This window comes from Microcystis ichthyoblabe FBCC-A1114 (genome assembly GCF_050500245.1).
GTDB classification, from domain to species: Bacteria; Cyanobacteriota; Cyanobacteriia; order Cyanobacteriales; family Microcystaceae; genus Microcystis; species Microcystis ichthyoblabe_A.
In genome coordinates this window covers 1,958,722-1,984,878 of sequence record NZ_CP191408.1, presented here as the reverse complement: position 1 = coordinate 1,984,878, position 26,157 = coordinate 1,958,722, and the positions used below count along the sequence as shown (strand labels likewise).

25 protein-coding genes are annotated in these 26,157 nt (G+C 43.1%); 15 read left to right on the top strand and 10 right to left on the bottom strand.

All coding sequences use genetic code 11. The features are described 5' to 3' along the window. Positions 1 to 30: 30 nt before the first annotated feature. From ACQY1Y_RS09605 to ACQY1Y_RS09580, 6 genes are all read left to right on the top strand, one after another. Positions 31 to 282 carry a hypothetical protein gene (locus ACQY1Y_RS09605; RefSeq protein ID WP_002779207.1) on the top strand — a complete coding sequence of 84 codons (252 nt, stop codon included), beginning with the start codon at positions 31 to 33 and terminating at the stop codon, positions 280 to 282. A 330-nt stretch (positions 283 to 612) separates the two neighbouring features. Next, positions 613 to 861, top strand: a complete 249-nt coding sequence (locus ACQY1Y_RS09600) for a hypothetical protein (RefSeq protein WP_002739691.1) — start codon at positions 613 to 615, stop codon at positions 859 to 861. Between the two features lie 108 nt (positions 862 to 969). Then, positions 970 to 1,287: a DUF4258 domain-containing protein gene (locus tag ACQY1Y_RS09595; RefSeq protein ID WP_430014470.1), complete on the top strand. Its 318-nt coding sequence runs from the start codon at positions 970 to 972 to the stop codon at positions 1,285 to 1,287. Further along, on the top strand, positions 1,226 to 1,504 hold the full coding sequence (locus ACQY1Y_RS09590; protein ID WP_353847148.1) for a YgiT-type zinc finger protein: 279 nt from the start codon (positions 1,226 to 1,228) through the stop codon (positions 1,502 to 1,504). Before ACQY1Y_RS09595 ends, ACQY1Y_RS09590 begins: the two co-directional genes overlap by 62 nt. Positions 1,505 to 1,639: 135 nt before the next feature. Continuing rightward, positions 1,640 to 1,924, top strand: coding sequence for a hypothetical protein (locus ACQY1Y_RS09585; protein ID WP_002739848.1), 285 nt, complete (start codon positions 1,640 to 1,642; stop codon positions 1,922 to 1,924). After that, positions 1,921 to 2,226 carry a hypothetical protein gene (locus tag ACQY1Y_RS09580; RefSeq protein ID WP_002739492.1) on the top strand — a complete coding sequence of 102 codons (306 nt, stop codon included), beginning with the start codon at positions 1,921 to 1,923 and terminating at the stop codon, positions 2,224 to 2,226. Before ACQY1Y_RS09585 ends, ACQY1Y_RS09580 begins: the two co-directional genes overlap by 4 nt. Positions 2,227 to 2,231: 5 nt before the next feature. On the opposite strand, the gene ACQY1Y_RS09575 is transcribed toward ACQY1Y_RS09580, so the two are convergent. Then, complete coding sequence (locus ACQY1Y_RS09575; RefSeq protein WP_042791122.1) at positions 2,232 to 2,999, bottom strand: ABC transporter ATP-binding protein; 768 nt, start codon at positions 2,997 to 2,999, stop codon at positions 2,232 to 2,234. Between the two features lie 377 nt (positions 3,000 to 3,376). Between ACQY1Y_RS09575 and ACQY1Y_RS09570 the strand changes: the two genes are divergently transcribed. The 6 genes from ACQY1Y_RS09570 to purH all read left to right on the top strand — a co-directional run bounded on the left by ACQY1Y_RS09570 (position 3,377) and on the right by purH (position 16,671). Beyond that, positions 3,377 to 4,453, top strand: coding sequence for an AI-2E family transporter (locus tag ACQY1Y_RS09570; RefSeq protein ID WP_002740146.1), 1,077 nt, complete (start codon positions 3,377 to 3,379; stop codon positions 4,451 to 4,453). 939 nt (positions 4,454 to 5,392) lie between these two features. Further along, positions 5,393 to 9,229 (top strand): S8 family serine peptidase, encoded by a 3,837-nt coding sequence (locus tag ACQY1Y_RS09565; protein ID WP_430014469.1) that lies wholly within the window; start codon positions 5,393 to 5,395, stop codon positions 9,227 to 9,229. Positions 9,230 to 10,464: 1,235 nt separating this feature from the next. Continuing rightward, a complete protein-coding gene (locus tag ACQY1Y_RS09560; RefSeq protein WP_430014468.1) occupies positions 10,465 to 13,572 on the top strand; it encodes a Calx-beta domain-containing protein in 3,108 nt (1,035 codons plus the stop codon). A gap of 1 nt (position 13,573) precedes the next feature. Then, positions 13,574 to 13,834 carry a hypothetical protein gene (locus tag ACQY1Y_RS09555; RefSeq protein WP_002793277.1) on the top strand — a complete coding sequence of 87 codons (261 nt, stop codon included), beginning with the start codon at positions 13,574 to 13,576 and terminating at the stop codon, positions 13,832 to 13,834. 168 nt (positions 13,835 to 14,002) lie between these two features. Further along, a complete protein-coding gene (locus ACQY1Y_RS09550; RefSeq protein WP_002740119.1) occupies positions 14,003 to 14,716 on the top strand; it encodes a polysaccharide deacetylase family protein in 714 nt (237 codons plus the stop codon). 419 nt (positions 14,717 to 15,135) lie between these two features. Further along, the gene (gene purH / locus ACQY1Y_RS09545; protein ID WP_430014467.1) at positions 15,136 to 16,671 is read left to right on the top strand and encodes a bifunctional phosphoribosylaminoimidazolecarboxamide formyltransferase/IMP cyclohydrolase; all 1,536 of its coding nucleotides are present in this window, start codon (positions 15,136 to 15,138) and stop codon (positions 16,669 to 16,671) included. A gap of 71 nt (positions 16,672 to 16,742) precedes the next feature. Here purH and ACQY1Y_RS09540 read toward each other — a convergent pair whose 3' ends face one another. Then, positions 16,743 to 17,636, bottom strand: a complete 894-nt coding sequence (locus tag ACQY1Y_RS09540) for a hypothetical protein (RefSeq protein ID WP_430014466.1) — start codon at positions 17,634 to 17,636, stop codon at positions 16,743 to 16,745. 421 nt (positions 17,637 to 18,057) lie between these two features. On the opposite strand from ACQY1Y_RS09540, the gene ACQY1Y_RS09535 reads away from it, so the two are divergent. After that, a complete protein-coding gene (locus ACQY1Y_RS09535) occupies positions 18,058 to 18,276 on the top strand; it encodes a hypothetical protein (protein ID WP_002748617.1) in 219 nt (72 codons plus the stop codon). Next, a complete protein-coding gene (locus tag ACQY1Y_RS09530; protein ID WP_002779230.1) occupies positions 18,273 to 18,542 on the top strand; it encodes a type II toxin-antitoxin system RelE family toxin in 270 nt (89 codons plus the stop codon). The genes ACQY1Y_RS09535 and ACQY1Y_RS09530 overlap by 4 nt, the downstream gene beginning before the upstream one ends. On the opposite strand, the gene ACQY1Y_RS09525 is transcribed toward ACQY1Y_RS09530, so the two are convergent. From ACQY1Y_RS09525 to ACQY1Y_RS09515, 3 genes are all read right to left on the bottom strand, one after another. Further along, on the bottom strand, positions 18,468 to 18,644 hold the full coding sequence (locus ACQY1Y_RS09525) for a hypothetical protein (protein WP_002739998.1): 177 nt from the start codon (positions 18,642 to 18,644) through the stop codon (positions 18,468 to 18,470). The two genes, ACQY1Y_RS09530 and ACQY1Y_RS09525, sit on opposite strands and share 75 nt — an antisense overlap. Before the next feature lie 183 nt (positions 18,645 to 18,827). Continuing rightward, the gene (locus ACQY1Y_RS09520; RefSeq protein ID WP_002739472.1) at positions 18,828 to 19,013 is read right to left on the bottom strand and encodes a hypothetical protein; all 186 of its coding nucleotides are present in this window, start codon (positions 19,011 to 19,013) and stop codon (positions 18,828 to 18,830) included. Next, complete coding sequence (locus tag ACQY1Y_RS09515; RefSeq protein ID WP_002779234.1) at positions 18,988 to 19,272, bottom strand: BrnT family toxin; 285 nt, start codon at positions 19,270 to 19,272, stop codon at positions 18,988 to 18,990. The genes ACQY1Y_RS09520 and ACQY1Y_RS09515 overlap by 26 nt, the downstream gene beginning before the upstream one ends. Positions 19,273 to 19,547: 275 nt before the next feature. Between ACQY1Y_RS09515 and ACQY1Y_RS09510 the strand changes: the two genes are divergently transcribed. Then, a complete protein-coding gene (locus ACQY1Y_RS09510) occupies positions 19,548 to 21,134 on the top strand; it encodes a hypothetical protein (RefSeq protein ID WP_430014465.1) in 1,587 nt (528 codons plus the stop codon). Positions 21,135 to 21,748: 614 nt separating this feature from the next. Here ACQY1Y_RS09510 and ACQY1Y_RS09505 read toward each other — a convergent pair. From ACQY1Y_RS09505 to ACQY1Y_RS09485, 5 genes are all read right to left on the bottom strand, one after another. Further along, the gene (locus ACQY1Y_RS09505) at positions 21,749 to 22,090 is read right to left on the bottom strand and encodes a type II toxin-antitoxin system PemK/MazF family toxin (RefSeq protein ID WP_012268344.1); all 342 of its coding nucleotides are present in this window, start codon (positions 22,088 to 22,090) and stop codon (positions 21,749 to 21,751) included. Then, positions 22,090 to 22,335, bottom strand: coding sequence for a hypothetical protein (locus ACQY1Y_RS09500; RefSeq protein ID WP_002739747.1), 246 nt, complete (start codon positions 22,333 to 22,335; stop codon positions 22,090 to 22,092). Before ACQY1Y_RS09500 ends, ACQY1Y_RS09505 begins: the two co-directional genes overlap by 1 nt. Before the next feature lie 76 nt (positions 22,336 to 22,411). Next, the gene (locus tag ACQY1Y_RS09495; protein ID WP_024970543.1) at positions 22,412 to 23,674 is read right to left on the bottom strand and encodes an NAD(P)/FAD-dependent oxidoreductase; all 1,263 of its coding nucleotides are present in this window, start codon (positions 23,672 to 23,674) and stop codon (positions 22,412 to 22,414) included. Next, on the bottom strand, positions 23,671 to 24,636 hold the full coding sequence (locus ACQY1Y_RS09490; RefSeq protein ID WP_430014464.1) for a hypothetical protein: 966 nt from the start codon (positions 24,634 to 24,636) through the stop codon (positions 23,671 to 23,673). Before ACQY1Y_RS09490 ends, ACQY1Y_RS09495 begins: the two co-directional genes overlap by 4 nt. Next, complete coding sequence (locus tag ACQY1Y_RS09485; protein WP_002739905.1) at positions 24,636 to 26,096, bottom strand: MBOAT family O-acyltransferase; 1,461 nt, start codon at positions 26,094 to 26,096, stop codon at positions 24,636 to 24,638. Before ACQY1Y_RS09485 ends, ACQY1Y_RS09490 begins: the two co-directional genes overlap by 1 nt. Positions 26,097 to 26,157: the final 61 nt, after the last annotated feature.

Below are 26,157 nucleotides of genomic sequence, written 5' to 3'. Positions count from 1 at the left end.
GGGAAGTGACGCAAACCGAACGAGAAGCTTATGAAGAGGGATGAGCCAGAAATGGAAGATGATTTACGGACAGAGTATGACTTGAAGCACCTCCGAGTTAGAAAGTTAGGCTCTGGAAGAAAAAGCTTTGGTGGAGTCACTGTGCGCTTGGAGCCTGATGTCGCAGAAATGTTTCCCACTGCTGATGCGGTTAACGAAGCATTAAGATTGTTGATCAGAGTAACGCGAGATAACAAAACTCTTGCTTCTACAGTACAGGCTAACCTAAAGGCTGAGTCCTGACAAAATGCAGGGCGGGATTGAGTATTTATAAGAAAGCGAAGGGAATGGCGAATAAAGCTATAGTCTCGAATTAGATGCGATCACGCTATATTTGTAGAGGGCGATCGCTTTTTTGTTATGGTGGTAGGAGTGTGGATGAATGAAGCAAAATTGAAAATCTATTTCGACGCTTGAATTGAGGCTCTTCTCGACTTTGTGTGATAATTTTTGCTTATGGAATTGTGAAATGCTTATCGGGCAAGACTTTTATGGCTGTTTTGCCGAAGAAACCATCAGTATAGACCTCGTTTCCACACAGAAACTAGAAGAGCCGAATTGAGGAAAATTACTATGAAAGTTCCAACAGATTTGACGATTCCTGAGATTGAGGAAATTAGAAAAGAGGGAGTTAAAGCTCTCGTAGAAAGATTGGGAATTGCTAAAGCGGCCTTCTTTCTAAGAGAAACATCATCCCAACCTCTAAATTATTTAGAAATTAAAGATCAGTTATTTGGCGAAATGACAGCGACGGATATTTACGGCTCTTCCGGTTTCTGTGTGGAAACGAAGCCTATACTGATAGTTTCTTCGGCAAAATAGTCGTAAAAGTCTTTCTCCGTCAACATTTCACGATTCCATAAGCAAAAATTATCACACAAAGTCGAGAAGAGCCTATTTACGCTCAAAGTAAAGGCGGCTATCACTGAAATGATTGAGGAAATTCGTCAAAAAGTTAGACAAAACCAATTTGAATTTTCTCAACACGCTGTCAATCAAAGTATCCTGCATCAGATCAGTGTTCAAGAATTACGGGAGGCGATGGAACAAAGCGAAATTATTGAAGATTATCCGGCTGATAAGTATGGTGCAAGCTGTTTACTTTTGGGATTTACTCTAATTAATAGAGCCTTATACATTCATTGTAGCTATCCCTCTCGCCCTTTGCTCAAAATTATTACCCTATATGAACCCGATCCAAATTTATGGATTTATTTTAAATCAAGGAGAACACCAGATGTCAACTAATTCTAGACAAGAAACCTTAATTGAACAAGAAGTTACCTATACCCTTGAAATCAATGGCAATTTTTTCATTATAGAAAATGTCCCCGCTAGAGTCTGTGTAGAAACGGGAGAGCGTTTTTTTGCACCAGAAACTGTCGAACGCTTGCAGGAAATTGTCTGGGAAAATAAGCGACCAAAACGGGTAATTGAAACACCAGTATTTGACTTTGCTAGTTAGTGTTTAATAGAAAACTGGCAAATCGAGCAACAATTGAAGTCTTAAATTAGGGGCGATTGCGCTATATTTGTAGAGGGCGATCGCTTTTTTGTTTATAATAGTTAAAGACACGATAAATTGATTCAAGTCAAGCCCATGCCACTAACTCTTAATTTAACATCGGAAATCGAACAATATCTCAGCCAAAAAGCGAGGGAGAAAGGTCTTTCTCTAGAAGCTTATGTCCTAAAGTTGCTCAAGGATACTATTTTAGAACAAGAAAAACAGACCAAACTGGTTAATTTACTTCAATCTTGGATTGATGAAGAAGATGAACAGGAACAACAAGAAACAGGTGAATATTTAATCGAAGCACTCAATCAAGATCGTTTATCTGAGCGTCCTTTATTTCCGGCTCACTTAAAGGGAGTAACTTGGTGAATAGAGTAGTTTTATTAGATACGGGAATTATCGGTTTAATTACTAATCCTAAGCGAGCGCCTGAAAGTCTAGCTTGTAATTGTTGGCTACAAACACTAATTAAAGCAGGTATTAGGGTTATTCTTCCAGAAATTGCTGATTATGAGGTGCGTCGAGAGTTGTTACGCGCTAACAAGATTAAAGGAATTAAGCGACTGGATGAGTTAGCTAACTCAATAGAATACCTAGCCATTACAACGGATGCAATGCGAAAAGCTGCTTTATTTTGGGCGCAGGCACGCCAACAAGGACAAATTATCTAAAATCCTTATTCATCCCCTAAATAAGCTTCAATCACTGCGCGATTCTCCCTGACTGTGACTGGATCTCCCAAAGCGATTAACTTACCGAAATCTAACACGGCAATGCGATCGCATAATCCCATCACTAAAGGCACATGATGTTCGATTAACAGGACGGTTAGAGCTAAATTATCGCGAATTTGTCGAATTAGCTGACTTAATGCCCCCTTTTCGCTGGGATTCATCCCGGCTGCTGGTTCATCGAGGAGTAATAACTGGGGTTGCAAAGCTAAAGCGCGGGCAATTTCCAAGCGTCTTTGATCACCATATGCTAAATTACGGGCTTTTCGATTGCTTTGGTCGGTTAGTCCGACTAAATCTAATAATTCCCCCGCTCTTTTGTAGGTTTTTTCCTCCTCCCTTCTCGAAACTGGTAAACCCAAAATTCCCGTCCAGAGATTGGATCTATTATGAATGTGACCAGCGATCGCTACATTTTCTAAAGCCGATAATTCACCAAATAAGCGCAAATTCTGGAAAGTACGGGCAATTCCTGCCTGAGCGATCTGGTGAGGACGATATTTCGCCAGACTGTCGCCTTGATAAATTAAATCACCACTGGATAGGGGAATTAAACCGGTGATCAGATTAAATAAAGTCGTTTTTCCCGCCCCATTGGGTCCAATTAAGCCAAAAATCTCGTTTTTTTGTACCTGAAAGCCAACGCCATCAACAGCGACTAATCCCCCAAATCGACGGGTGGCTCCCCGCACTTCTAATAAATTTGTCTGCATCATTGTTAAGTAGCTGGTTATAATTAAATTAAAAATGGATTTTAGGTTCGATCCCCCCTGCCCCCCTTGATAAGGGGGGTGTCTGACAACTTTTAACACCTACCTACTTAATAGATTAAATTAGTCGATTTTACTCGATCAAGACGATTGGAAGTAAGCATTGCACCGACCAAAAAAAAAGATATTTGTCAGGAGATTTACCCTGAAAGAATCAGTTGTAGAGATTTATCGGGCAGTTATTTTGATCAGGAAACATTCTACACAATCCCCACCAGATCAGCAAGAAGGCTCACCACTACTAGCGAATCACTACCGATAACGAAAAACTGCCATAATTGCAGCAATGTCCTCATCTAGCCAAAAGGCGATCGCTATTGATGAAAAATGACGCTAAAATTATCGATCTCGTCATCCGGCTGTTTTTTCTCGGCCTGTTGTTATTTGCTGGTTTTACCCTGCTGCGTCCCTTCCTAACCATGATCCTCTGGGGAGCAATTCTGGCGATCGCTTGGTATCCGCTCTTTCTCTGGTTAAAAAAGTTACTCGCGGGCCGGGCGAAACTGGCCACAGTTCTCCTCACCCTACTTTGTCTAGGGATTATTATCGGTCCGGTGAGTGGTATTGCAGCGGTTCTGGCCGGTAATCTGCGAACGCTGGCCGAATATATCGATACCGGTGCGGCGGTGATTCCCCCTCCCCCCGCCGATCTGGCCACCTGGCCGCTAATCGGCGAAAGGATTGCCGGTCTCTGGCAGCAGGCATCGGATAACACGGGTCAATTTCTTCAACGCTTCGAGCCACAATTAAAAGAACTGGGCAAAATATCCCTTTCCCTAGCCACCAGTACCGGTCTGACGGTGCTGAAATTTATCGCCTCGATTCTGATTGCGGCGGCCCTCACCCTCTCGGCTAAAAATCTGACTCACCTGATGAACCGTTTAGCGGAAAAGATTGCCCCAGGTCGAGGCATCGCGCTGGCCAGTCTAACCGCCTCCACCGTCCGCAATGTTAGCCGTGGTGTTATTGGCGTTGCTATTATCCAGAGTCTTTTGATCGGCATCGGTTTAGTGACGGTGGGAACCCCTGCGGCCGGTTTATTAACTTTCCTCACCCTAATTTTGGGCATTCTCCAAATTGGCCCTGGTTTGATTGTCTTGGGGGCGCTCATTCACGCTTGGGTAACACTACCCCATTCCATCGCCCTATTATTTACCCTCTGGATGATTCCCGCCACCTTGGTGGATAATTTCCTCAAACCGATCTTAATGGGGCGCGGTCTGCCCATTCCCATGGTGGTGATTCTGCTAGGGGTGTTCGGGGGAGTGATCGCCTATGGGATTATTGGTTTGTTCGTCGGGCCGGTTCTGCTCGGTCTCTGCTACGAGTTAGTTAGGGCTTGGATTGGCGAGGATAGCCCCGAATCGGTGGCCAATAGCCATGATCAGCCAATCTAAGGGCGGATAGAGCTAATTTTTACCTTAATCTTTCCAGGAAACTTAGGAAAAAAAGATTAATTTAGCCACGGTTCCGGTTAAGCAGATTGAGGTAAAAGTAGGCTCATCTAAAGGTAAGATTTCTTCGGTTAGTGACAGCAAGCAATCAAACCGCAGAAACCAGACTGAAGTGAGGAGAAGGTTTGATTTAAGCAATAGGTATTGATTTGAATGTGGCGGCTGATTTATTGTAAGAAGATAAAGGTGTATATTTGGCTGGTAATTAATAGAAAAATAAATAAAATTACTGATTTATATTTAAAAAATATAAATCGCAAATCAGTTAAAAAACTATAAAAAATTTTACCAGTTATTAAACAAAAAATTACTTTTTATCTCCAAATATTACCCATTTATTATCTCTGATAAACCTAGTATATTTATTAGTGCTTATTTATACAACTCTTGCTAGGCAAGGTTTTAAAGACTATATTTTAGAAAATTATTTCTATTCTTCTCCCTTACACACGGAAACAATAAGAGGCGATTTATCCACTTAATTATCTTTTCTATAATTGGGCTACAGTTTTTGGAAAATAGTCTTAGTATTTACTCTGTTGATTGAGAAACCCTGACCTAGTAAGCTAGGACGCATTTACGCAACGAATTTTAACTGCGTCTCAAGGAGTAATTTAAATGCACGGGCAGCTTAATACTTTCACGTTTTTTCATTCTCAATAATACTTTTCTTGTTGCTGTGACTCATCAGGCTCTTGGATAAATTTAAGAAAAAATTTATTTTTTTGTTAAACTTGTCTATTTATAATCATAAGTATATGAGAGATTTAGCCCCAGGGCAGAAAAGTTGGGCTTGTCTTTTTCCCTGACCATAAACAGAAAAAATTCAACACCCCCAGGTAATTGACCGATTAATTTTCGGAAAATGGGGTGTGCCTGCTGATGAAGACAACACAAGTAAGTTCCAATTTATCTAGCACAGATATGTCATCTCTAGAAGATTCTTTGAGTTTTGATGGAGCCTCCCCAATCACCTTTGATTTAACAGGTTCCGACGATTTAACTGTATCGAAGGAAACTTCTCCCTTAGGAGTCCTGAACTCTGACCCCTCCCCATCTACAGTCTCCTCGGAGGCTCCTACGGTTTCAGCCTCCCCTGCTGCTACGAGTCCAGTGGTCCTTCCCGCTATCCAAACCCTTCCCTCTCCATTGAAGACAGAGGGGAAGCTATTACAGAATACTGGGGAAAGCGTTGACGACCCTTTTCACGATACGGGTATGACGAGGACAGGAAGTAGCGCTCTGGGGGAAATGCTAACGTCCTCCAAGGTGGGGGGAGTTTTGCCGAAAGCTTCCCTTTTTCTAGATCCCAATCCCAGTCCTTTTCGGGTTGGATTACCGACCAATGTTAATAGCTGGGGCGGAGCGGCTCCTAGCTCTGCTATTACGAGTGCCTTAAATAAACCAATTCAGCCCAAGTTCTCTCCTTTTTCCACGATTCCTTTAGTACCGAAAGATTCCATTAGTGGATCAGCTCGAAATTTATCTGATACGATTAAGCAATCAATTGAAAGATCATCTATTCTGAGTAACTATTCACTTGATGAGTTTTCACAGACAAAACAGTGGGCAATCGGCATTTCTGGCTCTCAATCTCCTAGGGATTTAGCAACTCTTTTAGGGGCAACCAACAAAGGTAAAACAGGGTTTATTCCCGGAACTTATTTATTTGAGTTTTCTAAGACCAAATCCCCCCAAGAAATTGCCCAAATTCTAAAAGGTATTCACGACAAAGGAGGTACTATAGACTTTTTCTTTCCTCTTGTCCCTCGTCAACATGAAGCTCGTTTTATTCCCAACGATCTTCTATTTTCTCAACAGTGGCATTTGAATAACACAGGGCAGGGAGGAGGAACTCCAAACGTTGATGCTAATGTGATAGGAGCATGGGACGTTCTTGATAGCCAAAACAGACCTATTAACGGTATTGGGGTAACGATTGCTATCGTTGATGATGGACTACAATTTGCACATCCTGACATTGCTCCAGCTTATCAAGCATCCTCAAGTTTTGACTTTAATGATAATGATAGCAATCCTACACCCTCTGCAGGAGATGGTCATGGAACTTCTGCAGGTGGTGTTGCTGGGGCAAGGGGAAATAACAGTATTGGAGTTTCGGGCGTTGCCTATGGGGCGGGCTTATCTGGAATTCGTCTAATTGCCGCTCCTGCAAATGACCAACAAGAAGCGAATGCTTTAACCTATCAATTGCAGAGTAATCATATTTACAGCAACAGTTGGGGACCTGCTGACACTGGCTCCATAAAAGAAGCACCTGGTCCTTTACTACTTGCCGCACTTCAGAATGGAGTGACCACTGGAAGGGCAGGAAAGGGCAACATTTATGTTTGGGCGGGTGGTAATGGTCGAGATAGTTTAGATAATTCAAATTATGACGGCTATGCGAACTCACGATATGTTGTTGCCGTTGCTGCTCACAGAAATGATTCTAATGGTGTTTTTTCTGGGTACAGCGAACCAGGAGCTAATCTTTTGGTAACAGCTCCTTCCGATGGTGGAACATTGGGAGTTGTTACCACGGATCTAATGGGGACTGATGGCTACAATGGTCTGACTGATCAAAATTACACAAATGACTTTGGTGGTACGTCCTCAGCGACTCCTTTGGTTTCAGGGGTAATCGCATTGATGTTACAAGCAAATCCTAACCTTACTTGGCGAGATGTACAGCACATTCTAGTTCGGAGTGCGGAAAAAAATGATCCCACGAACACTGACTGGACAACCAATGGTGCAGGTCGATCTGTCAATCACAATTACGGTTTTGGAGCGGTGGATGCCTTGTCCGCCGTCAACCTTGCAAAAAACTGGGTGAATGTCGGTTCGGAAACATCCTTCACTTCTGGTACTCAAACGGTTAATGCCGCTATTCCAGACAATAGTTCTACGGGAATTTCTAGGACAGTAAACGTATCACAAAATCTGAAAGTAGAAACTGTTGAAGTTGTTTTTGATGCGGCTCACACCTATCGTGGAGATTTAGTTGTTACCTTAACCTCTCCCAGTGGCACAATCTCCCGTTTAGCTGAATTCCACAACGATAGCAACGATAATTATTCTAGTTGGGTTTTTACTACCAAACGAGCTTGGGATGAATCTTCTTTAGGCAACTGGACGCTAAAGGTTGCTGATCAATTTGCACAAGATGTCGGAACATGGGGTTCCTGGAAGTTAAATATTTTTGGTACGGGTACTGCCCTTCCGGTGGTGACAGTAGCAGCCACCGATGCCGTGGCTGGTGAACCCGCCAACAATGGTCAATATACCCTCACTCGCACTGGTTCCACCGCCAGTGCCTTGACGGTTAACATCGCCGTGAACGGCACAGCGACCAATGGAGCGGATTACACCGCCATTCCTACCACCGTAACCTTCTTAGCGGGTTCTGCCACCGCAGTGGTTAACCTCAATGTCATTGACGACACCCTTGTAGAAGGCACCGAAACCGCTATTCTGAATGTTGCGGCAGGAGCGGGTTATACCGTAGGGGCTGCAGCTAGTGCCACAGTCAATATTGCTGATAATGATTTACCCGCAATCACAGTAGCAGCCACCGATGCCGTGGCTGGCGAACCCGCCAACAATGGTCAATATACTCTCACTCGCACTGGTTCCACCGCCGGCGCCTTGACGGTTAACATCGCCATGAACGGCACAGCGACCAATGGCGCGGATTATACGACCATTTTGACCCCAGTAAATTTTGCCGCGGGTTCTGCCACCGCAGTGGTTAACCTCAATGTCATTGACGACACCCTCGTAGAAGGCACAGAAACCGCCATTCTCACCGTCTTAGCGGGAACAGGCTACACCGTAGGGGCTGCAGCTAGTGCCACAGTCAATATTGCTGATAATGATGGAGGAACCTTACCGGTTGTTTCCTTGGCTAGTAACTATAGCGGCGTGAGTGAAAACGGCAAAACTAACCTCGTCTATAACTTCACTCGTTCAGGAGCCACCACTAACTCTTTAACGGTTAACTTTACCCTTGGTGGTACGGCGACTCGTGGCAATGACTACAATGCCTACGGCGGGAATTTTGTCTCACCAACAACGGGTAATATTGTCTTCGCATCTGGTCAGACAACGGCTCAGATCGAGATCGTGACCACCGGAGATACCGTCAAAGAAGCCAATGAAACGATCGCCTTTACCCTAGCAAGTGGCACTGGCTATACCATTGGCACACCAGGTGCTGTCACCACTACGATCCTGAATGATGACGGTGTTCTCAATCAACAGGGAACCACGGGTAACGATGTGATCGAAGCCGGAACTACCCGCAATCTGAGCGGTCGAGCGGGCCATGACATTTTGATTGGTTCCAATGCCAGCGATATGTTAGTAGGTGCTGCAGGGAATGACACGATTACCTCTGGTGCTGGTTTTGACGTAATTGCCTATAGCCTTGCCAGTGAAGGCCAAGATACGATTACGGACTTCAACGTTTTCCAAGATACGCTCCAAGTCTCGGCGGCGGGTTTTGGTGGCGGATTAATCACCGGTGAAAGTATTGCGGCGGCTCAATTTGTCTTGGGAACCGTCGCCACGACGGCCAGCCATCGCTTTATCTTTAATAAACCAACAGGCCAACTCTTCTTTGATGTGGATGGTAATGGTTCATCGGTTCAGACTCTCTTGGCGACCTTGACTCCTAACCTTAACTTGACAGAAGATAATATCTTCGCGGCTTAGATGACTTGAGGCTAAGTGTCAACATAAACCGGCTGGGAAAGAATAATCTGGCTCAGAGATTGCTCAGTTTTCCCGCCGGTTTTCCATTGTGTGTCAAAAAAGTGAAGCAAATATTAATTGTTGTTCAAACAATTGATTCGGGCGGGAGTTTACGGTAATTATAAGCTAAGTCGCATTTTAACCGCCTATTCAGAAGTGTTGAATCCTGCAATAAAACTTCACAAAACCAGTATTTTACAGTGCTAAATTAGATTGACTATTGAGAATGGAGTCAATAATCAGTCCTTTTTGGTATCATCAGAGCGAATACATAACTTGGTCATGATCTTCAAAATCTTAACATTCAAGTATGAAACACTTTTTGAAAAAAGTTATAAGGGTTTTGTTGATTTTTTAGTATTTATGTATCGTGTAAGTCCAGTAATTGATCCGCTTTTTCTTGGCATAATCTGATAGTTTCATTGGAACTGTAAGGTAAACTTGCACTAACCACAGTAGCAGTTGTTTGCTGTTATTTGCGTATATTTTCGACAAAACTTGACAATACTTCTGAGTTTCTTCATTATTCTCAACAATACTTTTCTTATTGCTGTTACTCATCAGGCTCTTGGATAAATTTAAGAAAAAAATTTTTTTGTTAGACTTGTCTGGTTGTAATTACAGATGGATAATAAATTTAAGCCCAAGGCAGAAAGGTTAGGCTTGTCTTTTTCCCTAGCCATAAACAGAAGGAATTCAACACCCCCAAGTAATTGACCGATTAATTCTCGGGAAATGGGGTGTGCCTGCTGATGAAGACAACACAAGTAAGTTCCAATTTATCTAGTACAGATATGTCATCTCTAGCCGATTCTTTGAGTTTTGATGGAGCCTCCCCAATCACCTTTGATTTAACAGGTTCCGACGATTTAACTGTATCGAAGGAAACTTCTCCCTTAGGAGTCCTGAACTCTGACCCCTCCCCATCTACAATCTCCTCGGAGTCCCCCAGGGTTCCAGTCCGCCCTGCCAACGATCTGACGGCGGTGAGCAACTTTGCCTATAATACCTTTATACTGGCTGATTCCTTTCCAAGAACACTGATCTCATCTCAGCCGGCTCATGATCAACAGGATGACGTTAGCAAGCTGTTCAGAGATGGGTGGATTGGTCAAGATCATTCCCTCCAGTTGTTTAGTAGTCTGCATGGAGGCGATTCAAAGGCTTCGGGTCCTTGCACCTGTTCGCAATGTAGCTTGCCTCCGGTCGATCCTCGACGGATTGTCCCTCAATCTGAAACTCTCAACCAATTGCCCCTACCGTCCCTCGATCTGACTAAGACCTTTTTCCTAAACAGCTTGCCTGGAGCCAACCACACCATCTATCTCGACTTTAACGGCCACACCACTACAGGTACTACTTGGAATACTGCCTTTGGGAAGAGCAGTATTGTTACTCCCGCCTTTGATCTAGATGGTAATACCGCTGCCTTCAGTACCTCTGAACTGGAGCGCATTCAATACATCTGGCAACGAGTCGTCGAGGATTTTAGCCCCTTTAATGTTAACGTCACCACCCAAGAACCCACCCTGGATCGTTTGATTAAGAGCAGCACTACAGATACGGCCTGGGGTGTGCGAGTCGCCATTGGCGGTAGCAGCTTTGACTGGTTAGGTGCGGGTGCTGGCGGTGTTGCCTATGTAGGCTCCTTCAACTGGAATAGTGATACTCCCACCTTTGTTTTTAGCACCCAAACCTTGTCGGATGAAAAGTACACAGCTGATGCCATTAGCCATGAAGTGGGTCATACCCTGGGACTCAATCACGACGGCAGAACCATTCCTTCCGAAGAGTACTACGACGGCCATGGTAGTGGGGAAACGGGTTGGGGGCCAATTATGGGATCTGGCTACTATCAGAATCTGACCCAGTGGAGTAAGGGGGAGTACCTGGCTGCCAATAACACCGAAGATGACCTGGCTATTATTACCACCCAAAATGGCTTTGGTTACAGGGTCGATGACACGGGTAATACTTTGGCGACAGACAAGGCTTTAACCGTCTCTGGAACGGCGGTAAGCGCCAACGGTATTATCGAACGTAACACCGATGTGGACTTCTTTAGCTTCACCACTGCGGCTGGACCAATTAGTTTGACCGTAACCCCCTCTGGTCGCAGTCCGAATCTGGACATTCTGGCGGAACTCTACAACTCTGCGGGTGTGCTGGTGGCGAGCTCTAACCCAGCGGATTTCTTGGCTGCTTCCATTAGTGCCACCGTCGGCGCTGGCACCTATTACTTAAAGGTGGATGGGGTTGGTAAGGGCGATCCTCTAGGTACGGGTTATACCGACTACGGTAGTTTGGGACAGTACGCTATCACCGGTAGTATTATCAGCGGAACAAAATCAATCTCGATCGCCAAAACCACCGATGGGAAGGAAGCAGGTCCAGTGAGCAGTGTCTTTACCCTCACCCGCACCGGCGACCTCTCCAGTGCCTTAACCGTCAACTACACCTTGGCTGGTACAGCCACTCCAGGTGTGGACTACACAGGCACTACTCCTAACACCGTCACCTTTGCGGCACTTTCCCCCACTGCTACCATCACTCTGCCCACCATAGATGATAGTGTGGTAGATCCCAGTGAAACGATCATCACCAAAATTACTGCTCCCACGGGCTACACTATCAGTGGTTCCGACACCGCCACGGCGACGATTGTGGATAATGATGGTGGTGGTGGCAATATCTTCAGTAACCCCAACCCGATTTCAATTGACGATGAATCTAGTGGAGGAACAAATCCTTATCCTTCTACTATCAGCGTATCTGGGTTGAGTGGCAACATTAACAACTTAAAAGTTACCATTAATGATGTTAGTCATACCTGGATCGGAGATGTAGATCTCCTTTTAGTCGGACCTACTGGGGCCAAGTCAATCCTAATGTCTGACATTGGAGAAGCTTTATCAGTTAGTGGGGTCAACTTAACTTTTGACACTAGCGCGACAACACTGATTGATGACTCCAATGTGGGTACAAGTGGTTCTTATAAACCTAACGACATTGATGGTGGTGATGGTGACTTTTTTGATTCCCCAGCCCCTGTTGGTCCTTATAAAGCAGACTTATCTGTTTTCAACAATACCAGTGGCAATGGCACCTGGAGTTTGTACGCCTTTGATGATTATCAATTCTTGGATGTTGGTTCAATTGCCGGTGGTTGGTCACTGACGATTGGCACGGCAGCACCGACAAAATCAATCTCGATCGCCAAAACCACCGACGGTAACGAAGCCGGTTCAGTGGGCAGTGTCTTTACCCTCACCCGCACCGGCGACCTCTCCAGTGCCTTAACGGTTAACTACACCCTTGCCGGTACGGCCACTCCAGGTGTTGACTATACAGGCACTACTCCTAATACCGTCACCTTTTTGGCACTTTCCCCCACTGCTACCATCACTCTGCCCACCAAAGATGACCTCTTGAGTGATCCCAGTGAAACGATCATCACCAAAATTACCGCCCCCGCTGGCTACACTATCAGTGGACCTGACAACGCTACGGCCACCATTCTTGACAATGATGGTAACGCAGCCAATGACAACTTGGTCGGGACAAGCCTTGCCGATGCCCTGGCTGGAGTGGGAGGCAACGACACCCTTGATGGTGGAGCGGGTAATGACACCCTTGATGGTGGGGCCGATAACGACACATACCTCTTCGACACGGATCTGGTCTTGGGTAGCGATCGCCTAATTGATGCCTCTGGAATCGATACCCTCAACTTTGCGGCGACTACAACTAAAACCATCAACCTCAATCTCGGCAGTACCGCCGCCCAAACCGTCACCGCCGGAAATCTCACTCTCACCCTAGCTAGTGCCACTGCCTTTGAAAATGTTATTGGTGGTAGCCTCAACGACAACATCGTCGGCAATACTCTGAATAATTCTCTTACCGGTGGTCTTGGCAAGGATAGTCTGACGGGAAGTACGGGATTGGATACTTTGAACTACAATTCTCTAGGTGAGTCGCTGCTGAGTGGCTTTGATGTTATTCAAGGCTACAGTGGCACGGGTGCTAGTCTTGATCGCATTAATGCCCCTGCGCCTATTGCACCAATCACTTTGACCGCATCGAAAGGCACAGCTACTGCTTTAACCGAAGCGGCGATTCAGTTGGTCTTGACTAATGCGGCCTTTGCTGCTAACACTGCGGCGGCCTTTAAAGTGACAGGACAAAGTGGTACTTTTATCGCTCTCAATAATGGAGCGGCCGGTTTCCAAGCCGCTAGTGATGCGATCATTCAACTGAGTGGTTACAACATTGCTGCCGCTACACCAGTGGTAGTGATCTAGATTGAGAGATCATTTAAGTTTGCAGGCAGTAGGAGACTCTTCTCCTACTGTTGGGGGTCTTTCAAATGTTCATAGGGTTTTTATCTGGATTATCTCAGCTTTCAAGCTACCAGCATCCGATCGCTCGGCTTTAGGAGAAAAGGCTCACCGGTTTGGTAGTTGTCATCAGCGTCTGGGATTAGCTGCGGCGATCGTGACCACTACCCTATTTTTACCCGCAGTCGCTATCCTCAGTTTTGTCGCTGATGCAGAAACTGAATAAAATGCGTAAATATCTCCTGCATCAATAATCTTTGGCCTGTAGTCGCTAATCTTTACTTCTCTTCTCATGCTAAATCTGGTTATTAAAAACTGATTATCTATAGCTCCTTTTGCCCCTTGCCTCTTGCCTCTCCTGATATGTAGCCTATACTCAACGGATTTAGTATGAATGAGCATTGCCAAATTAATTATCTCGATCGTCGCTCGACTTTTCCCCGGGGCAATTTTCTATCAACCGACAGGAGAGAAAATTATCGCCCTTACTATCGATGATCTACCCACTCCCAACGATCTGGAAGGAAAATTCACCGATCGCATTTTAGCGGCGATCGCCGATCATAATCGAGAAAAAGCCAGCCCAGCAACTGCTGTCAAGGCGACTTTTTTTCTGATCACGGGACACCTACAACCGAACTCCACCTTGATTGAGAGCCTAATCGCCCAAGGTCACGAAATCGCTAATCACGGCACCCAGGATCTGCGTACCAGTCAACTGGCTGCCGACGCTTTTGCCAGTCAGTTTCGGGAAGCTAACGATATTTTAAGTCGTCTTGCAGGTCAAGAGCTGCGCTGGTATCGTCCCGGTCAAGCCTTCTATAATCAATCTATGCGCTCGTTTTTGGGGACATTTCCAGGCTATGAGTCCCGATTTGCCCTCGCTTCCATGATTCCTTTAGATACCGGAAAAGCAACGAATCACCCTCAATTTACCACTTGGTATATCTCGCAATTTATTTTCCCCGGGGCGATTTTAGTGCTTCACGGTGGCTCCCCCGAAAGAGATGAAAATACGGTGCTCGTGCTGAAGAATTTATTAGGGAAATTACACGATCAAGGTTATCAGGTGGTGACTCTCAGCCAATTAGTTGATCACAAACGTTAAGTAGTTGAACAAAAGTAAAGTTAACTGTAGGGTAAGGAGTCAGTCGTCAGTAAGAATTCCGGCAATTTACATTTCTATAAGTAAGATAGACAACAGAATTTATGTCCGACTACTTATTAGCTGATTTTCTCGGCATTAAAGACAAAAAAAAGATGATGGGAATCTGACAAGATTGGGCGATGAGTTTTGCTGAGGGGTTTTTATCAATCTAGAGGGACTTGTTGACCCCGAACAATCCTGTATTTTTTTAACAAGTCAGACCAAATCTTTCTGGGAGGACTTTAAAAATTGCCTTGGCATAAGTTGATATTTGAGAGAGGAAAATATAGAAGTCGCTGATTATTTACTAACCTACTTTTTTTAATTTTTAACGGGTTAGGACTGAGATATACTGAAATGGTTGCTTATAGATCACTACTATGGGACGTTTAGCGCTGATCAGCGTGACTGACAAAACCGGAATAGTTGACTTTGCCCGTCAGCTAACAGAAGAGTTTGATTTTGAAATTATTAGCAGTGGAGGAACCGCCAAAACACTGCAATCGGCGGGGATTCCCGTGATAAAAGTGGGAGAATACACAGGCTCTCCTGAAATCTTGGGCGGAAGGGTGAAAACTCTCCATCCTCGCATCCATGGCGGTATTTTGGCTAGACGGGATTGGCAATCAGATTTAGCGGAAATGGAGGCTAATCAAATTCGTCCTTTTGATTTGGTGGTGGTTAATCTCTATCCCTTTGAACAGACGATCGCTAATCCTGATGTTACCACCGCTCAGGCGATCGAACAAATCGATATTGGCGGTCCGGCGATGTTACGCGCCTCGGCTAAAAATTTCGCCCATTTGACTGTCATCAGTAACCCGAAGTATTACGAGCAGTATTTAAGCCAATTACGGCAAAATAACGGCGAAATCTCCCTGGAATTCCGTCAAAAAATGGCGGGGGAAACCTTCGCCTTAACCAATGCCTACGATGGTGCGATCGCATCCTATTTCGCCAGCTTAAACGGGGAAACGACGCGCTTTAATTTGGCGGGAAATGCCCTGCAAACCCTGCGTTACGGCGAAAATCCCCACCAAAGTGCCACCTGGTACGGCAGCGGTACAATGGCTCAAGGTTGGGGAAAAGCGACCTTATTACAGGGAAAAGAACTAAGTTATAACAATTTAGTCGATTTAGAAGCAGCCCGCCGTTTAATCGCCGAATTCGGCAGGGAAGAACCGGCCGCCGCTATCTTGAAACACACTAATCCCTGTGGTGTGGCGATCGGTGGTAGTTTAGTGGAAGCTTATACTAAAGCTTTTCATGCCGATGCTACCTCCGCTTTTGGGGGTATTGTTGCCCTAAATCAAGCCATAGATGAAGCAACCGCTAAAGAATTAACGAAAACCTTCCTAGAATGCGTGGTTGCCCCCGATTGTAGCCCTGAAGCCCGAGATATCCTTGCTAAAAAATCAAAGGTGCGGATTTTATTGCTGCCGGATTTAACCACGGGAGAAAAACAAACAATAAAAGTTATCGCCGGCGGTTTTCTAGTACAAGCGGCCGATGACGTGGTAGAAACCCCGGAGGAGTGGCGCGTGGTGACAGAAAAACAACCCACTGCCGCACAATTAGCGGAATTACTGTTTGCTTGGAAGGTATCTAAGCACGTTAAATCTAACGCTATTGTGGTGACGAAAAATAAAACTACTTTAGGGGTTGGTGCAGGGCAAATGAATCGCGTTGGTTCGGCGAAAATTGCCCTTGAACAAGCAGGGGAAGCGGCCAAAGGTGGCTATTTAGCTAGTGACGGCTTTTTCCCCTTTGATGATACTATTCGCACGGCGGCCCAGTTTGGCATCGAGGCAATTGTTCAACCAGGAGGTTCTTTAAAAGATCAGGATTCGATTAATGCCGCTAATGAGTTAGGTTTAATTATGGTCTTAACAGGCATTCGTCATTTCTTGCATTAATACAAAGTTAGGGTGTGTTGTTGCTTAAATTAACGCACCCCAACTTTGTATTAATTATTGGTTAATTTACCCTATTCAATAGTCTTAAATTTGCCAAAAGTGCGAGGATGACCAGCTTTTTGGGAACAAAGAAAATAGCGCGCGGGTTCGTAATGATTTTCAGCACTAAAAGGGGAACAGAAATGATCTGCAAGTAAATCTTCTCGCACGAAGAAAGCATTTACTCCCGAAAAACTACAACCCACCAGTTTATAACCCTGTTGATGACCAAGTTTTTCTAGAGCTTTCAAACTTGATCCCACATGACTATTATATTTCCATTGGTGACTAGGATTATACTGCATCACCCAACTGGATTCGGGGGGATAAATAGCATTATATTCGACAATTACCACCCGGGGACGATAATTAGTAATTGCTTGCCAGACCCAATAATCATTACCATCAATATCAATGGATAATAAATCTAATTCTGTCGGTACATTGCCCTCTCGAAACAAGTCTTCAATATTTGCGGCAGTGATGAAAGTATTTTTTAAAGTTAATTGTTGGTTAGCAATTAAATCTTTAAAAGATTGGCGAATACTTTTACAAAATCGCTCACTGCCTTCAATCCAATAACCTTGCCATCCTTTCACTAACAAATAGGCACTATTATTTTCTAAACCGTTACCAACTCCAAATTCCACAAAGAATTTATTTGTGGTTCCAATCCGATTAAAAATCTCGCTAATAATGCCATCTTCTCCCGCTTGGGAAAAAACCTTAAATTCGTAGCGGTTTAGTTTTTTAGGGTTATCATATTTTGGGTTTTTATGCAAGTTTTCTATCAGATAATTATCAATTTGTAACTCTGCTAGTATATCTTGATATTTTGAGGAAGAACTATTCAGAGACTTAAGGTTTTTAAGAATCTCTGAGATTGCTTGCCAAGGTGCTGCCATATTTTTGAGAAAGGTTTTCATGGATTTTAACTACAATTAACGAGTATTGGCTCTCCCAGGTTTGGTGGGTAAAATGTATTCTAAGATACATTCCTCCCAGCGAGGGGGTGGAACGAACCACTCCAGACACAAAGGACACAAAGATCGATCAATCCTATGTAAGTTAAACTTATCACACAGAACCTAGAAGAGCCGAGTATTTTTGGATTCAATGGGTTGATTAGTGCGATGCCGAAGGCACTGCGTAGCAGCACGCCGATCTTGTAGGGTGTGTTTCCTAATCTGGATCCTACTGCTCCACCAATAGATTTTTGGGAACGCACCATGCCCATATGAAGCTATGAGTTTAAGTGCGATGCTGAAGGCACTGGGTAGCAGTACGCCATCGCTGTAGCAACGTGGAGGCTAGAATATATTAAGCCCTATACGTTAGATGTTGTATATGACTGAACGACTTGAGCAGGCGATCGCCCAATTACAAACCTTGTCAACCGATCAACAGGACGCGATCGCAACCCTAATTTTGGCAGAACTCGAAGAAGAAAAGCGATGGAATGACTCCTTTGCCCGCTCACCAAACTTGCTGGCTAAACTAGCAGCCGAAGCAATGGCAGAACATCGATTGGGCAAGACTCAAGAATTAGACCCAGAAACGTTGTGAAGTCTTGTACCACTGCTCGTTTTCGGGAGATGTTTGCAGATCTTCCAAAACCGATTCAAGAGCAGACCCGTAAAGCGTATCGGCAATTCAAAGAAGACCCAAGCTATCCCAGCTTGCGATTCAAGAAAGTCCATCCAAAGCTGCCCATCTATTCTGCACGCATCAATAGGGATTATCGTGCTGTCGGTCAATTAGAGGATGATACGGTGATTTGGTTCTGGGTTGGTTCCCATGCAGAGTACGATATGCTGCTGGAGCAATTGTAGTGCGATGCCGAAGGCACTGCGTAGCAGCACGCCATCGCCATAGGGTGCGTTCCCTAATCTGGCTCCTGCTGCTCCACCGATCGATTTTTGGGAACGCACCATGCACATTTATTGAGGCTGTGAGTTTAAGTGCGATGCCGATCTTGTAGGGTGCGAAAACGCGCGTGTAACGCACCTTTTTCAAGTCAGCTATAATGTCGGTTAGACAATGCTCTTATGAAGCGTTTAACCATCAGATATACATTCACGAGCATATTGTTTCACCAGTAATTCGATTATTTTTTCCTAAGTAATTTGCTTTCGATCTGCTTGAGATTTAAAGAAGCTTACACTTTCTTCTGTTAATTCTAATGTTACTTGAGTAGTTTTGGTTTTACCTTTAGGAACTAACTGGTCTGGAGGCGGTAAAAAATCTTTAACGACTTGTCCCAGTTCCATTGGTTCATCAGTATAAGTTATTTTGCTGTTCATATAGTTTACGTCCTTTTCGCCAATAACCAGCTCCAAAAATTCTAACTTTTCCTTCCCGGTAAGTAAAGCGTACTGTGATAATTTCTTCATTGATTTGCCCCATACAGTAAAATCGATTTTCTTCTTGACTGTGAGCCAGATCTTGTACGATAACTCTGTTGGGGTCAAAAAATGCGTATTGAGCTAATTCAAAGGAAACATCGTGTTTCTGTTGGTTTAAACGATTTTTATCTTCATCCCATTCAAAGCTTTCATCCATAGGCGGAGTTGATAAGCCTAATCACTATGATTTTAACATAGACTTTCAAGAACATGAGTTGAATCAAATTGATCGGCTGGTGATAGAACATCAGACAACATTACTCGATACATGGTATGACTACTTTCACATTTGAGACAGAACCGACCGTAAATCAAGTGCAATCGCTGATCGCATGGCGCGATCGCCGATCTTGTAGTTTCAGCCTTGTTTTCTTGTATAATAGAGTTGAAGTTGTATAATCTCAAATCGTCATTCGTAAATTATGTTAATCAATGCAAAAATTAATTAACTTCAGACCCAAAGATAGAATGCAGTTAACAGCAGTGGTTTTGATAATCTTAGCCATTGCCTTCGCATTTTTTACGAGAATTATCACTGCTTTTGAATACGTTACCTTTGATATCGGACCAGAGCCCGATCAGATAGTAATTGGCAATACTGTAATCAATATGTGGCAGGGAAAAATACCCGCTTTAGGTATGGCTGGTTCTGGAGGAAAATATCCCTTTACTATTCCTCCTCTTTACTTTTATTTAGTATTTCCTTTTACTATTTTTGGTTCCGATCCCGCTTTTCTAGTTTTAGCTAATGGTGTTTTTTCCTTTTTAGCGATTCCACTCCTAATCTATCTAGTTTATCAACTTTTGGAAAAGGTGGAATTTTCCAAGCGAATCCTCTTATCGAGTCTGGCTGGGTTTTGGTATAGCACGTTTTATACAGACTATTTTATTAGTAATTTTTCTTGGAATCCTAGTCCAATACCGTTTTTTCTAATAATCTTTGTACTCCTTTATAAATTTCAGTTAGAGACTAAACAACCTTCATATTATCAAGCAATTTCTTGGATAGTCTATGGTGTAATTTTAGCCATCTTGGTAAGTTTACATTCTACTACAATGTTCGTTCTTCCTGTCGTATGTATCCTTACTTCTCTATGGTTTGTCTATAAGAACAGGAAAAATTTTCTCAAGTGTCTTTTACCTTTGTTAGCGATTATTTCCTCGAATATTGCTCTACTACACTATTGGAAAGTAGAAATTGCTCGTAATTTTAGCAACACCAAAGCGATCATCAATGCAATTATAGGTTCGGACGAGACAACAACTGAAAATGCTAATCTGTTAGCTCGCTTATTTAAAGCTATTTGGGAGTTTGTTTTTCTTGGTAATCAAGTGTATTTTATCTCGAAGGATTGGCTATGGTTTAATTTATTTTTGTCAGTGTTTTTTTGTGTTATTTCTTTATACTTTACCCTCAGAAAGTTTCAAGGTAACAAAACTATATTAGCTGTTCTTGCTCTAACTTGGCTAATTTTTATGTATGCTGCTTCCAATTATCAAGAAGAATACTTTTTCTCTCACCGTAAAATATTAATTTGGTTTGCGCCAATGTTGATGGGAATTATCAGTTTAGCTTACTTAAATTTTAATAACAAATGGTCAAGATTTTTCGGTATTATTTTAATTGGATTAATTGGTTATTCTATCGCTACAAATCTCGACTTCGATCAACGCTATATATCTAGTAAATATAGTACAGAAAGACTACTATCTGCTTCTGATATTATAGACATTTTTAATCAGATTCCCCCTAGATCAAATATTTGTTATCCAGCCAAGAAAGGCAAAAGAAAAATAAACAATCAATACGACTATATTGATAATCATATAACTAAAAGAAACTTACAGGTTGTTAATAGCTGTCAAACAGGTGACTATATACTGCAATCCAAGTTTAAAATGGACTTGGAAATGAATGATCTATTTCCCATTTTTTCCCTAACTAAAACTCCATCGCTAGAGCAAAAAGCTAATCTTGTTTTAGAAACTCCCGAAGCCTATTTATATAAACTAAATTAGCTGAGTTGAAAATTGACTAAATCAATTTTCTTTAGCTATTTGACGAGTATTTTTTGATTCAATCGGTTGCTTAGATAACAACCATGAATAACGCAGTGCGATCACCGATCTTAAGCGTTTAACCATCAGATATACATTCAGATCTTCTAGGGTGCGTTCCCTAATCTGGCTCCCACTGCTCCACCGATCAATTTTTGGGAACGCACCATGCACATTGATTAAAGATGTGAGTTTAAGTGCGATGCTGAAGGCATTGGTTGGTCTATCGGGCCAGCAATTCTCAGTTTTAGACACAGCAAGCCTTTTAGGGATTTAAAGAACATTTTAAAGGGGGATTTTTGGGGCAACTTTGGGTGTACTATCAAGTCAAAAGCCTGAAGACTCGTGAAATGAAATTCGCAATCCCATTGAATTTTACCCCGTATTATGCGAACTAACTCCCAAAAGCCTTGCTACAGGGCAAATTGAGAATTGCTGCTATCGGGGGGTTACGAGGGCAAGCCTAATCGTAATCAAATTCAGAATGGTACAGTCACACGAAGGTGGCATTGGAACAGTGGAAGAATGCAAACTAAAACCTGGGCTTGGAGCGCAAATTGGTCAAAATATCTTCATTACAGTCCCATTAAGATTCTCAGTCTGTCTTCAACCAATGCCAGCGTTTCTGAGGATACAGTTCCCCATCGCTTCTCAAGTCGTTCTACTGAGATTGATCTTACGTCCTCGCACTTGATAAAACTTGGCATTTTCACTCCTCCCTCTGGAGGTTCCACTTTTATGTGAAAAGGGATTCCTTTGTCTTTAGAAGTTACTGGCAAAACAACAACTAAGCCAGATGCACCCTGATTAAACAGGTCTGCTGAAATCACTAAACATGGACGCTTACCAGCCTGTTCATGCCCTCTTACTGGATTAAGGTCTGCTAGCCATATTTCTCCTCTGGTAATTTCTGCCACTACCCTTCTACTCCATCAGCGAGAGTTTGCTCCCATGTCTGCCTTTCAGAAATTTCCTCTTGCCATAAAGTCTCATTCTTCCTTAAGGCGGCGAAGGCTTCATTCGCTTGAACTAGAAAAACATATCTGCGATAATTTTCGATGGCTTTGTCTAATACTGTTGGGAGCGTATCCCCAGAGGAGTCAACGAGTGCTAACAGCGTTTTGTGAGCAGCCTCACTAATGCTAATTTTTAATTCAGGCATACTTTTCTCTCGTAGCTTGTGTAGGGCTATTGTAGCCAATTGTGTAAGGGCTAACAACCTAGTTGGAACTGATTATTTATTCTCCCTTTTGCCTTTTGCCTGTCCTGATATGTAGCCTATGCTCAACGGATTTAGTATTAGATAACACCTGTGAATAACGGAGTCGGAGAAGAATTTTTTTTGCCCAATGTTGAAACACTTTTAACTGATGGCGTTGGCTGGGTAAACGCAGTATATAGACAAAGCGACGCATTATATCAGCCAATCTACCAGTAATATTAATGCCAAAACTGGAAACAAGGGCTGATTGTTTACCCAGGGTTAACATATCACCTAAATGGAGATAATAATAGGGTTGGGGCGATTTTTTTCTGATCACTGCCGAGATATTTTTGGCTAATAGACTGGCTGCTTGATAGGCTGCCTGTGCTGTGGCAGGAATTACCTGTTTATTAGGATAAATTTCGGCTAGATCCCCAAGGGCAAAAACTTCGGGATAGTCGATTAATTGTAAACTGGAACGGGTTAATAATTTGCCTTGTGCTGTTTTCTGACAATCTAAATTATTGATCCAATCCTGTGCTTGGGTTCCTGCTGTCCACAATAATAAATCAATGGGGATAAATTCATTTGTATTATCTTTAAATACGGTCATGGAATTAGCTGCAACTTCCTTTAATCCCGTGTTTAAATAGAGACTAACATTCTTGGCTAAAAGGGAACGACAGGAAGCAATACGAACCGATTTAGGGAAGTTTTGCAGTATTTCCTCATTCCTTTCCACTAGGTGAACTTTGCCTTTTTTTCCTAAACGATCAGCCACCTTACAGGCTAATTCTACCCCATTGGGACCACCGCCAATAATTGCTAAATTAATTGAGGATTTTCCTTGAGTTTCTAAGTCATGAATTGCTGTTTGTAATCTTTCTACATCCTCTAAACTCCGAAAAGTTAGCCCATAATCAGCTAACCCCAGTATAGCCGGCCAACGATTCCGCACTCCCACCGCTAAAACGAGGTAATCGTAATCTAAAATTTCCTCATTTTCTAAATATACTTGATGATTGTTTAAATCAATATTACTGGCTTTTTGAGTTTTTAAATTAATCTGAGTTCCTGTTAATAATTGACGGTAGGAGGGGGCAATTTCCCAGCGTTGCAATTCTCCTGTAATTAGTTCATAGAGAAGAGGAGTAAAGAGAAAATGGTCTTTTGGTTCGACTAAAGTTATTTGCCATTGACCTGATTTTACTGCTGTTAATCGACTCAAATCGAGTGCCGTGTATAACCCTCCAAAACCACCACCGAGAATGCAAATCTTAGTTATAGGTTTATTCATGGATTTTTATTCTCAGTTGTGTTTAAGAGAGGTTTTAGTTCCGAAACTAATTGTTCTGAACGAATAATTCTCGCTGGGGGCAAAAGATGATAGTGAGTGTCAGCAAAAATAGTAGAATCGGTCTTAATATTCAAGTCTTTTGGGTCGTAAATTGTTGGCACAACCCGACTTAATTCTTCAGCAGATTTGCGAATATTAGCCAAGGTTTTACCATCATTTTTGGCATAAACCCAGGGTAAAGAAACCACTAAAGTCGCCCCTTTTGCTTCTAAATCTTTCTTGAGTTTTTCAATTAATTTAATCGAGTGAGCAGAGACAGGAGCATCAAAGGTCATTTGCCACCATTTCCATTTCCCTGTTTTTTCCTTAACTATAGTCGGATCACCTGTATTAGTAATCGGATCGGAAAGATAACCCGTCATTCTGCCTTTAGTGAATAAATCAACCGTGGATTTAGTGACTGCACGCATCCCCGGAATACCTAATAACCAAGTATCCTCGATCATGGTTTTTAAAGGTATTCCACCTAACCCCGGTTTGCCAATAGCGACGCTAAAAGGTGCGGATCCCCAAAGTCCTTCGCCGCGATTAAAACCGTCCTCATCCATGAGCATGAGATATTCAGGAATCAGCAGAATTACATCCCCTTTGCGTGCTTTTTCGAGAATCATAGCGGCAATGACATTTAACCCGATATCACCCTGTAAACCGAAGTTAACCACCGGTATTCCCAATTCTTTGGCCATTAATTCCGAATTTATGCTATAATGCGCCCCCGATCCTGCCGTGACGATTAAACGCCGCGGTCCTTCGACCTTGGCTGCGATCGCTGATTTTTCTTCGTACATCATCCGCAGCCAGCTTAATTCGCCGCCGTAGATGACATTATAAACAAAGCCGAGGGACCAAGCGACTCCCAGAGAAGCTAACCAGGGGAAAATGTTAAAAGATTTAGTATTCATCAGAATTCAAAGTAAATAAAATCACTGGTATTAGTGGAAGCTAGGAGAATAGTTAAACCTAGCAATATTTTAGACAGCCAAGGCGATAGTAATAGTTCATATTCAAACTTTTTCTGGGCAACAGCCAAATGTTCGAGGATTAAGACAATGATACCAAGAACTAAAGCGACGCTTAAAACTGCTCCTTGATTGAGACTATAGGAACTAAAAATTTCCCCGATATTAGCTAAGGAATAATTGAAAGGATTGGCAATAATCAGCATTTTGCCAATTAATCTTCTGGTGTTAATCTCCATGAAAAAGAGACAACCAAAAATGACCGCCAATTGCGTTAAAGCCCAGGAGACAATTTGCGGCTGAGAAACGTATTTTCCGACGAAAGCATAGAAAGGTCGCCCTAGATAACGCAGTAATAATAATAATGTCCCGTGGTAAGCGCCCCAAAAGATGAAATTCCAAGCTGCACCATGCCAAAAACCTGAAAGAGTAAAGGTAATGAATAGATAAAAAGGCGCCCAATTTTTATTGGAACCCATCAGGGGTAAAAATACATAATCCCGAAACCAAGTGCTAAGGGTAATATGCCAACGTCGCCAAAATTCGTTAATACTTTGGGATGTGTAGGGAGCTAAAAAGTTCAATTCCAATCTAACCCCGACAAAATAGGCTAAACCAACAGCAATAAAGCTATAACCGCCGAAGTCAAAATAGATTCTCAGGGTGAATAAAAAGGCCTCAAACCAGATATACCAAGCATTATCGATCATCTTATCTAATTGGATGTAGGGAGCCAGGTTATCGGCGAGGACAAATTTCATAAATAAACCGAGGGAAAGCCAACCCAAACCCTCCTCGAAGTTTTCTCCTGTAAATTTGAGGCGAAATCCCTCCATTTGTGGTAATAAATCCCGGCGACGCTCGATCGGACCTGCGACAATTTGGGGGAAAAAGGAGATAAAATTGACATAATCGAGGACGGCTAGGGGTTTCTTTTTCTTTTCGCGTAGGGAGTCCACCACGAAAGCCACCATCTGGAAGCTATAGAAGGACACCCCCGGCGGTATTTGGCTAGGCACGGGAATTGGGGAAAGTTCCTTCCAATTAGGAGGGAGAGAAACGAACAATCCGATGATTTCTTGGACAAAAAAGCCGAAATACTTGAAGTAGGCGAGGACAAGAATATCGATGACGATAACGATAGTGGCTAGGAGATTCGCTTTCCAGCCGCTCATTTTCAGCACTAGCCAGACCATAATGTAGTTAAAGGCTAGGGAGACGATGAAAACGAGGAAACTGGTGCGACTGGCGTAATAAAATAGGATTAGGGACAGTGCCGCTAATCCAACTCCATCAAAAACACCTCGCCAGAGATTGAAGGACTTCGCTATATAACGCGCCGTTAAGAAAGGAACGCTAAAAAGGATTAATATCCACCAAAATATAAAATCAGAGTAATTCAAGCCTTGTTAACTCCTGATGGTCTGTGTTACCTTGTTTGAGATGGGTTTCCTGACTTCTGAT

Coding starts and splice junctions, on each gene's coding strand:
- ACQY1Y_RS09535 (WP_002748617.1), top strand. CDS start 18,058: ATGACTGAACGACTTGAGCAGGCGATCGCCCAATTACAAACCTTGTCA.
- ACQY1Y_RS09510 (WP_430014465.1), top strand. CDS start 19,548: ATGCAAAAATTAATTAACTTCAGACCCAAAGATAGAATGCAGTTAACA.
- ACQY1Y_RS09595 (WP_430014470.1), top strand. CDS start 970: ATGATTGAGGAAATTCGTCAAAAAGTTAGACAAAACCAATTTGAATTT.
- ACQY1Y_RS09490 (WP_430014464.1), bottom strand. CDS start 24,636: ATGAATACTAAATCTTTTAACATTTTCCCCTGGTTAGCTTCTCTGGGA.
- ACQY1Y_RS09540 (WP_430014466.1), bottom strand. CDS start 17,636: ATGAAAACCTTTCTCAAAAATATGGCAGCACCTTGGCAAGCAATCTCA.
- ACQY1Y_RS09585 (WP_002739848.1), top strand. CDS start 1,640: ATGCCACTAACTCTTAATTTAACATCGGAAATCGAACAATATCTCAGC.
- ACQY1Y_RS09575 (WP_042791122.1), bottom strand. CDS start 2,999: ATGCAGACAAATTTATTAGAAGTGCGGGGAGCCACCCGTCGATTTGGG.
- ACQY1Y_RS09600 (WP_002739691.1), top strand. CDS start 613: ATGAAAGTTCCAACAGATTTGACGATTCCTGAGATTGAGGAAATTAGA.
- purH (WP_430014467.1), top strand. CDS start 15,136: ATGGGACGTTTAGCGCTGATCAGCGTGACTGACAAAACCGGAATAGTT.
- ACQY1Y_RS09570 (WP_002740146.1), top strand. CDS start 3,377: ATGAAAAATGACGCTAAAATTATCGATCTCGTCATCCGGCTGTTTTTT.
- ACQY1Y_RS09590 (WP_353847148.1), top strand. CDS start 1,226: ATGAACCCGATCCAAATTTATGGATTTATTTTAAATCAAGGAGAACAC.
- ACQY1Y_RS09525 (WP_002739998.1), bottom strand. CDS start 18,644: ATGGTGCGTTCCCAAAAATCGATCGGTGGAGCAGCAGGAGCCAGATTA.
- ACQY1Y_RS09515 (WP_002779234.1), bottom strand. CDS start 19,272: ATGGATGAAAGCTTTGAATGGGATGAAGATAAAAATCGTTTAAACCAA.
- ACQY1Y_RS09605 (WP_002779207.1), top strand. CDS start 31: ATGAAGAGGGATGAGCCAGAAATGGAAGATGATTTACGGACAGAGTAT.
- ACQY1Y_RS09550 (WP_002740119.1), top strand. CDS start 14,003: ATGAGCATTGCCAAATTAATTATCTCGATCGTCGCTCGACTTTTCCCC.
- ACQY1Y_RS09495 (WP_024970543.1), bottom strand. CDS start 23,674: ATGAATAAACCTATAACTAAGATTTGCATTCTCGGTGGTGGTTTTGGA.
- ACQY1Y_RS09565 (WP_430014469.1), top strand. CDS start 5,393: ATGAAGACAACACAAGTAAGTTCCAATTTATCTAGCACAGATATGTCA.
- ACQY1Y_RS09500 (WP_002739747.1), bottom strand. CDS start 22,335: ATGCCTGAATTAAAAATTAGCATTAGTGAGGCTGCTCACAAAACGCTG.
- ACQY1Y_RS09520 (WP_002739472.1), bottom strand. CDS start 19,013: ATGAACAGCAAAATAACTTATACTGATGAACCAATGGAACTGGGACAA.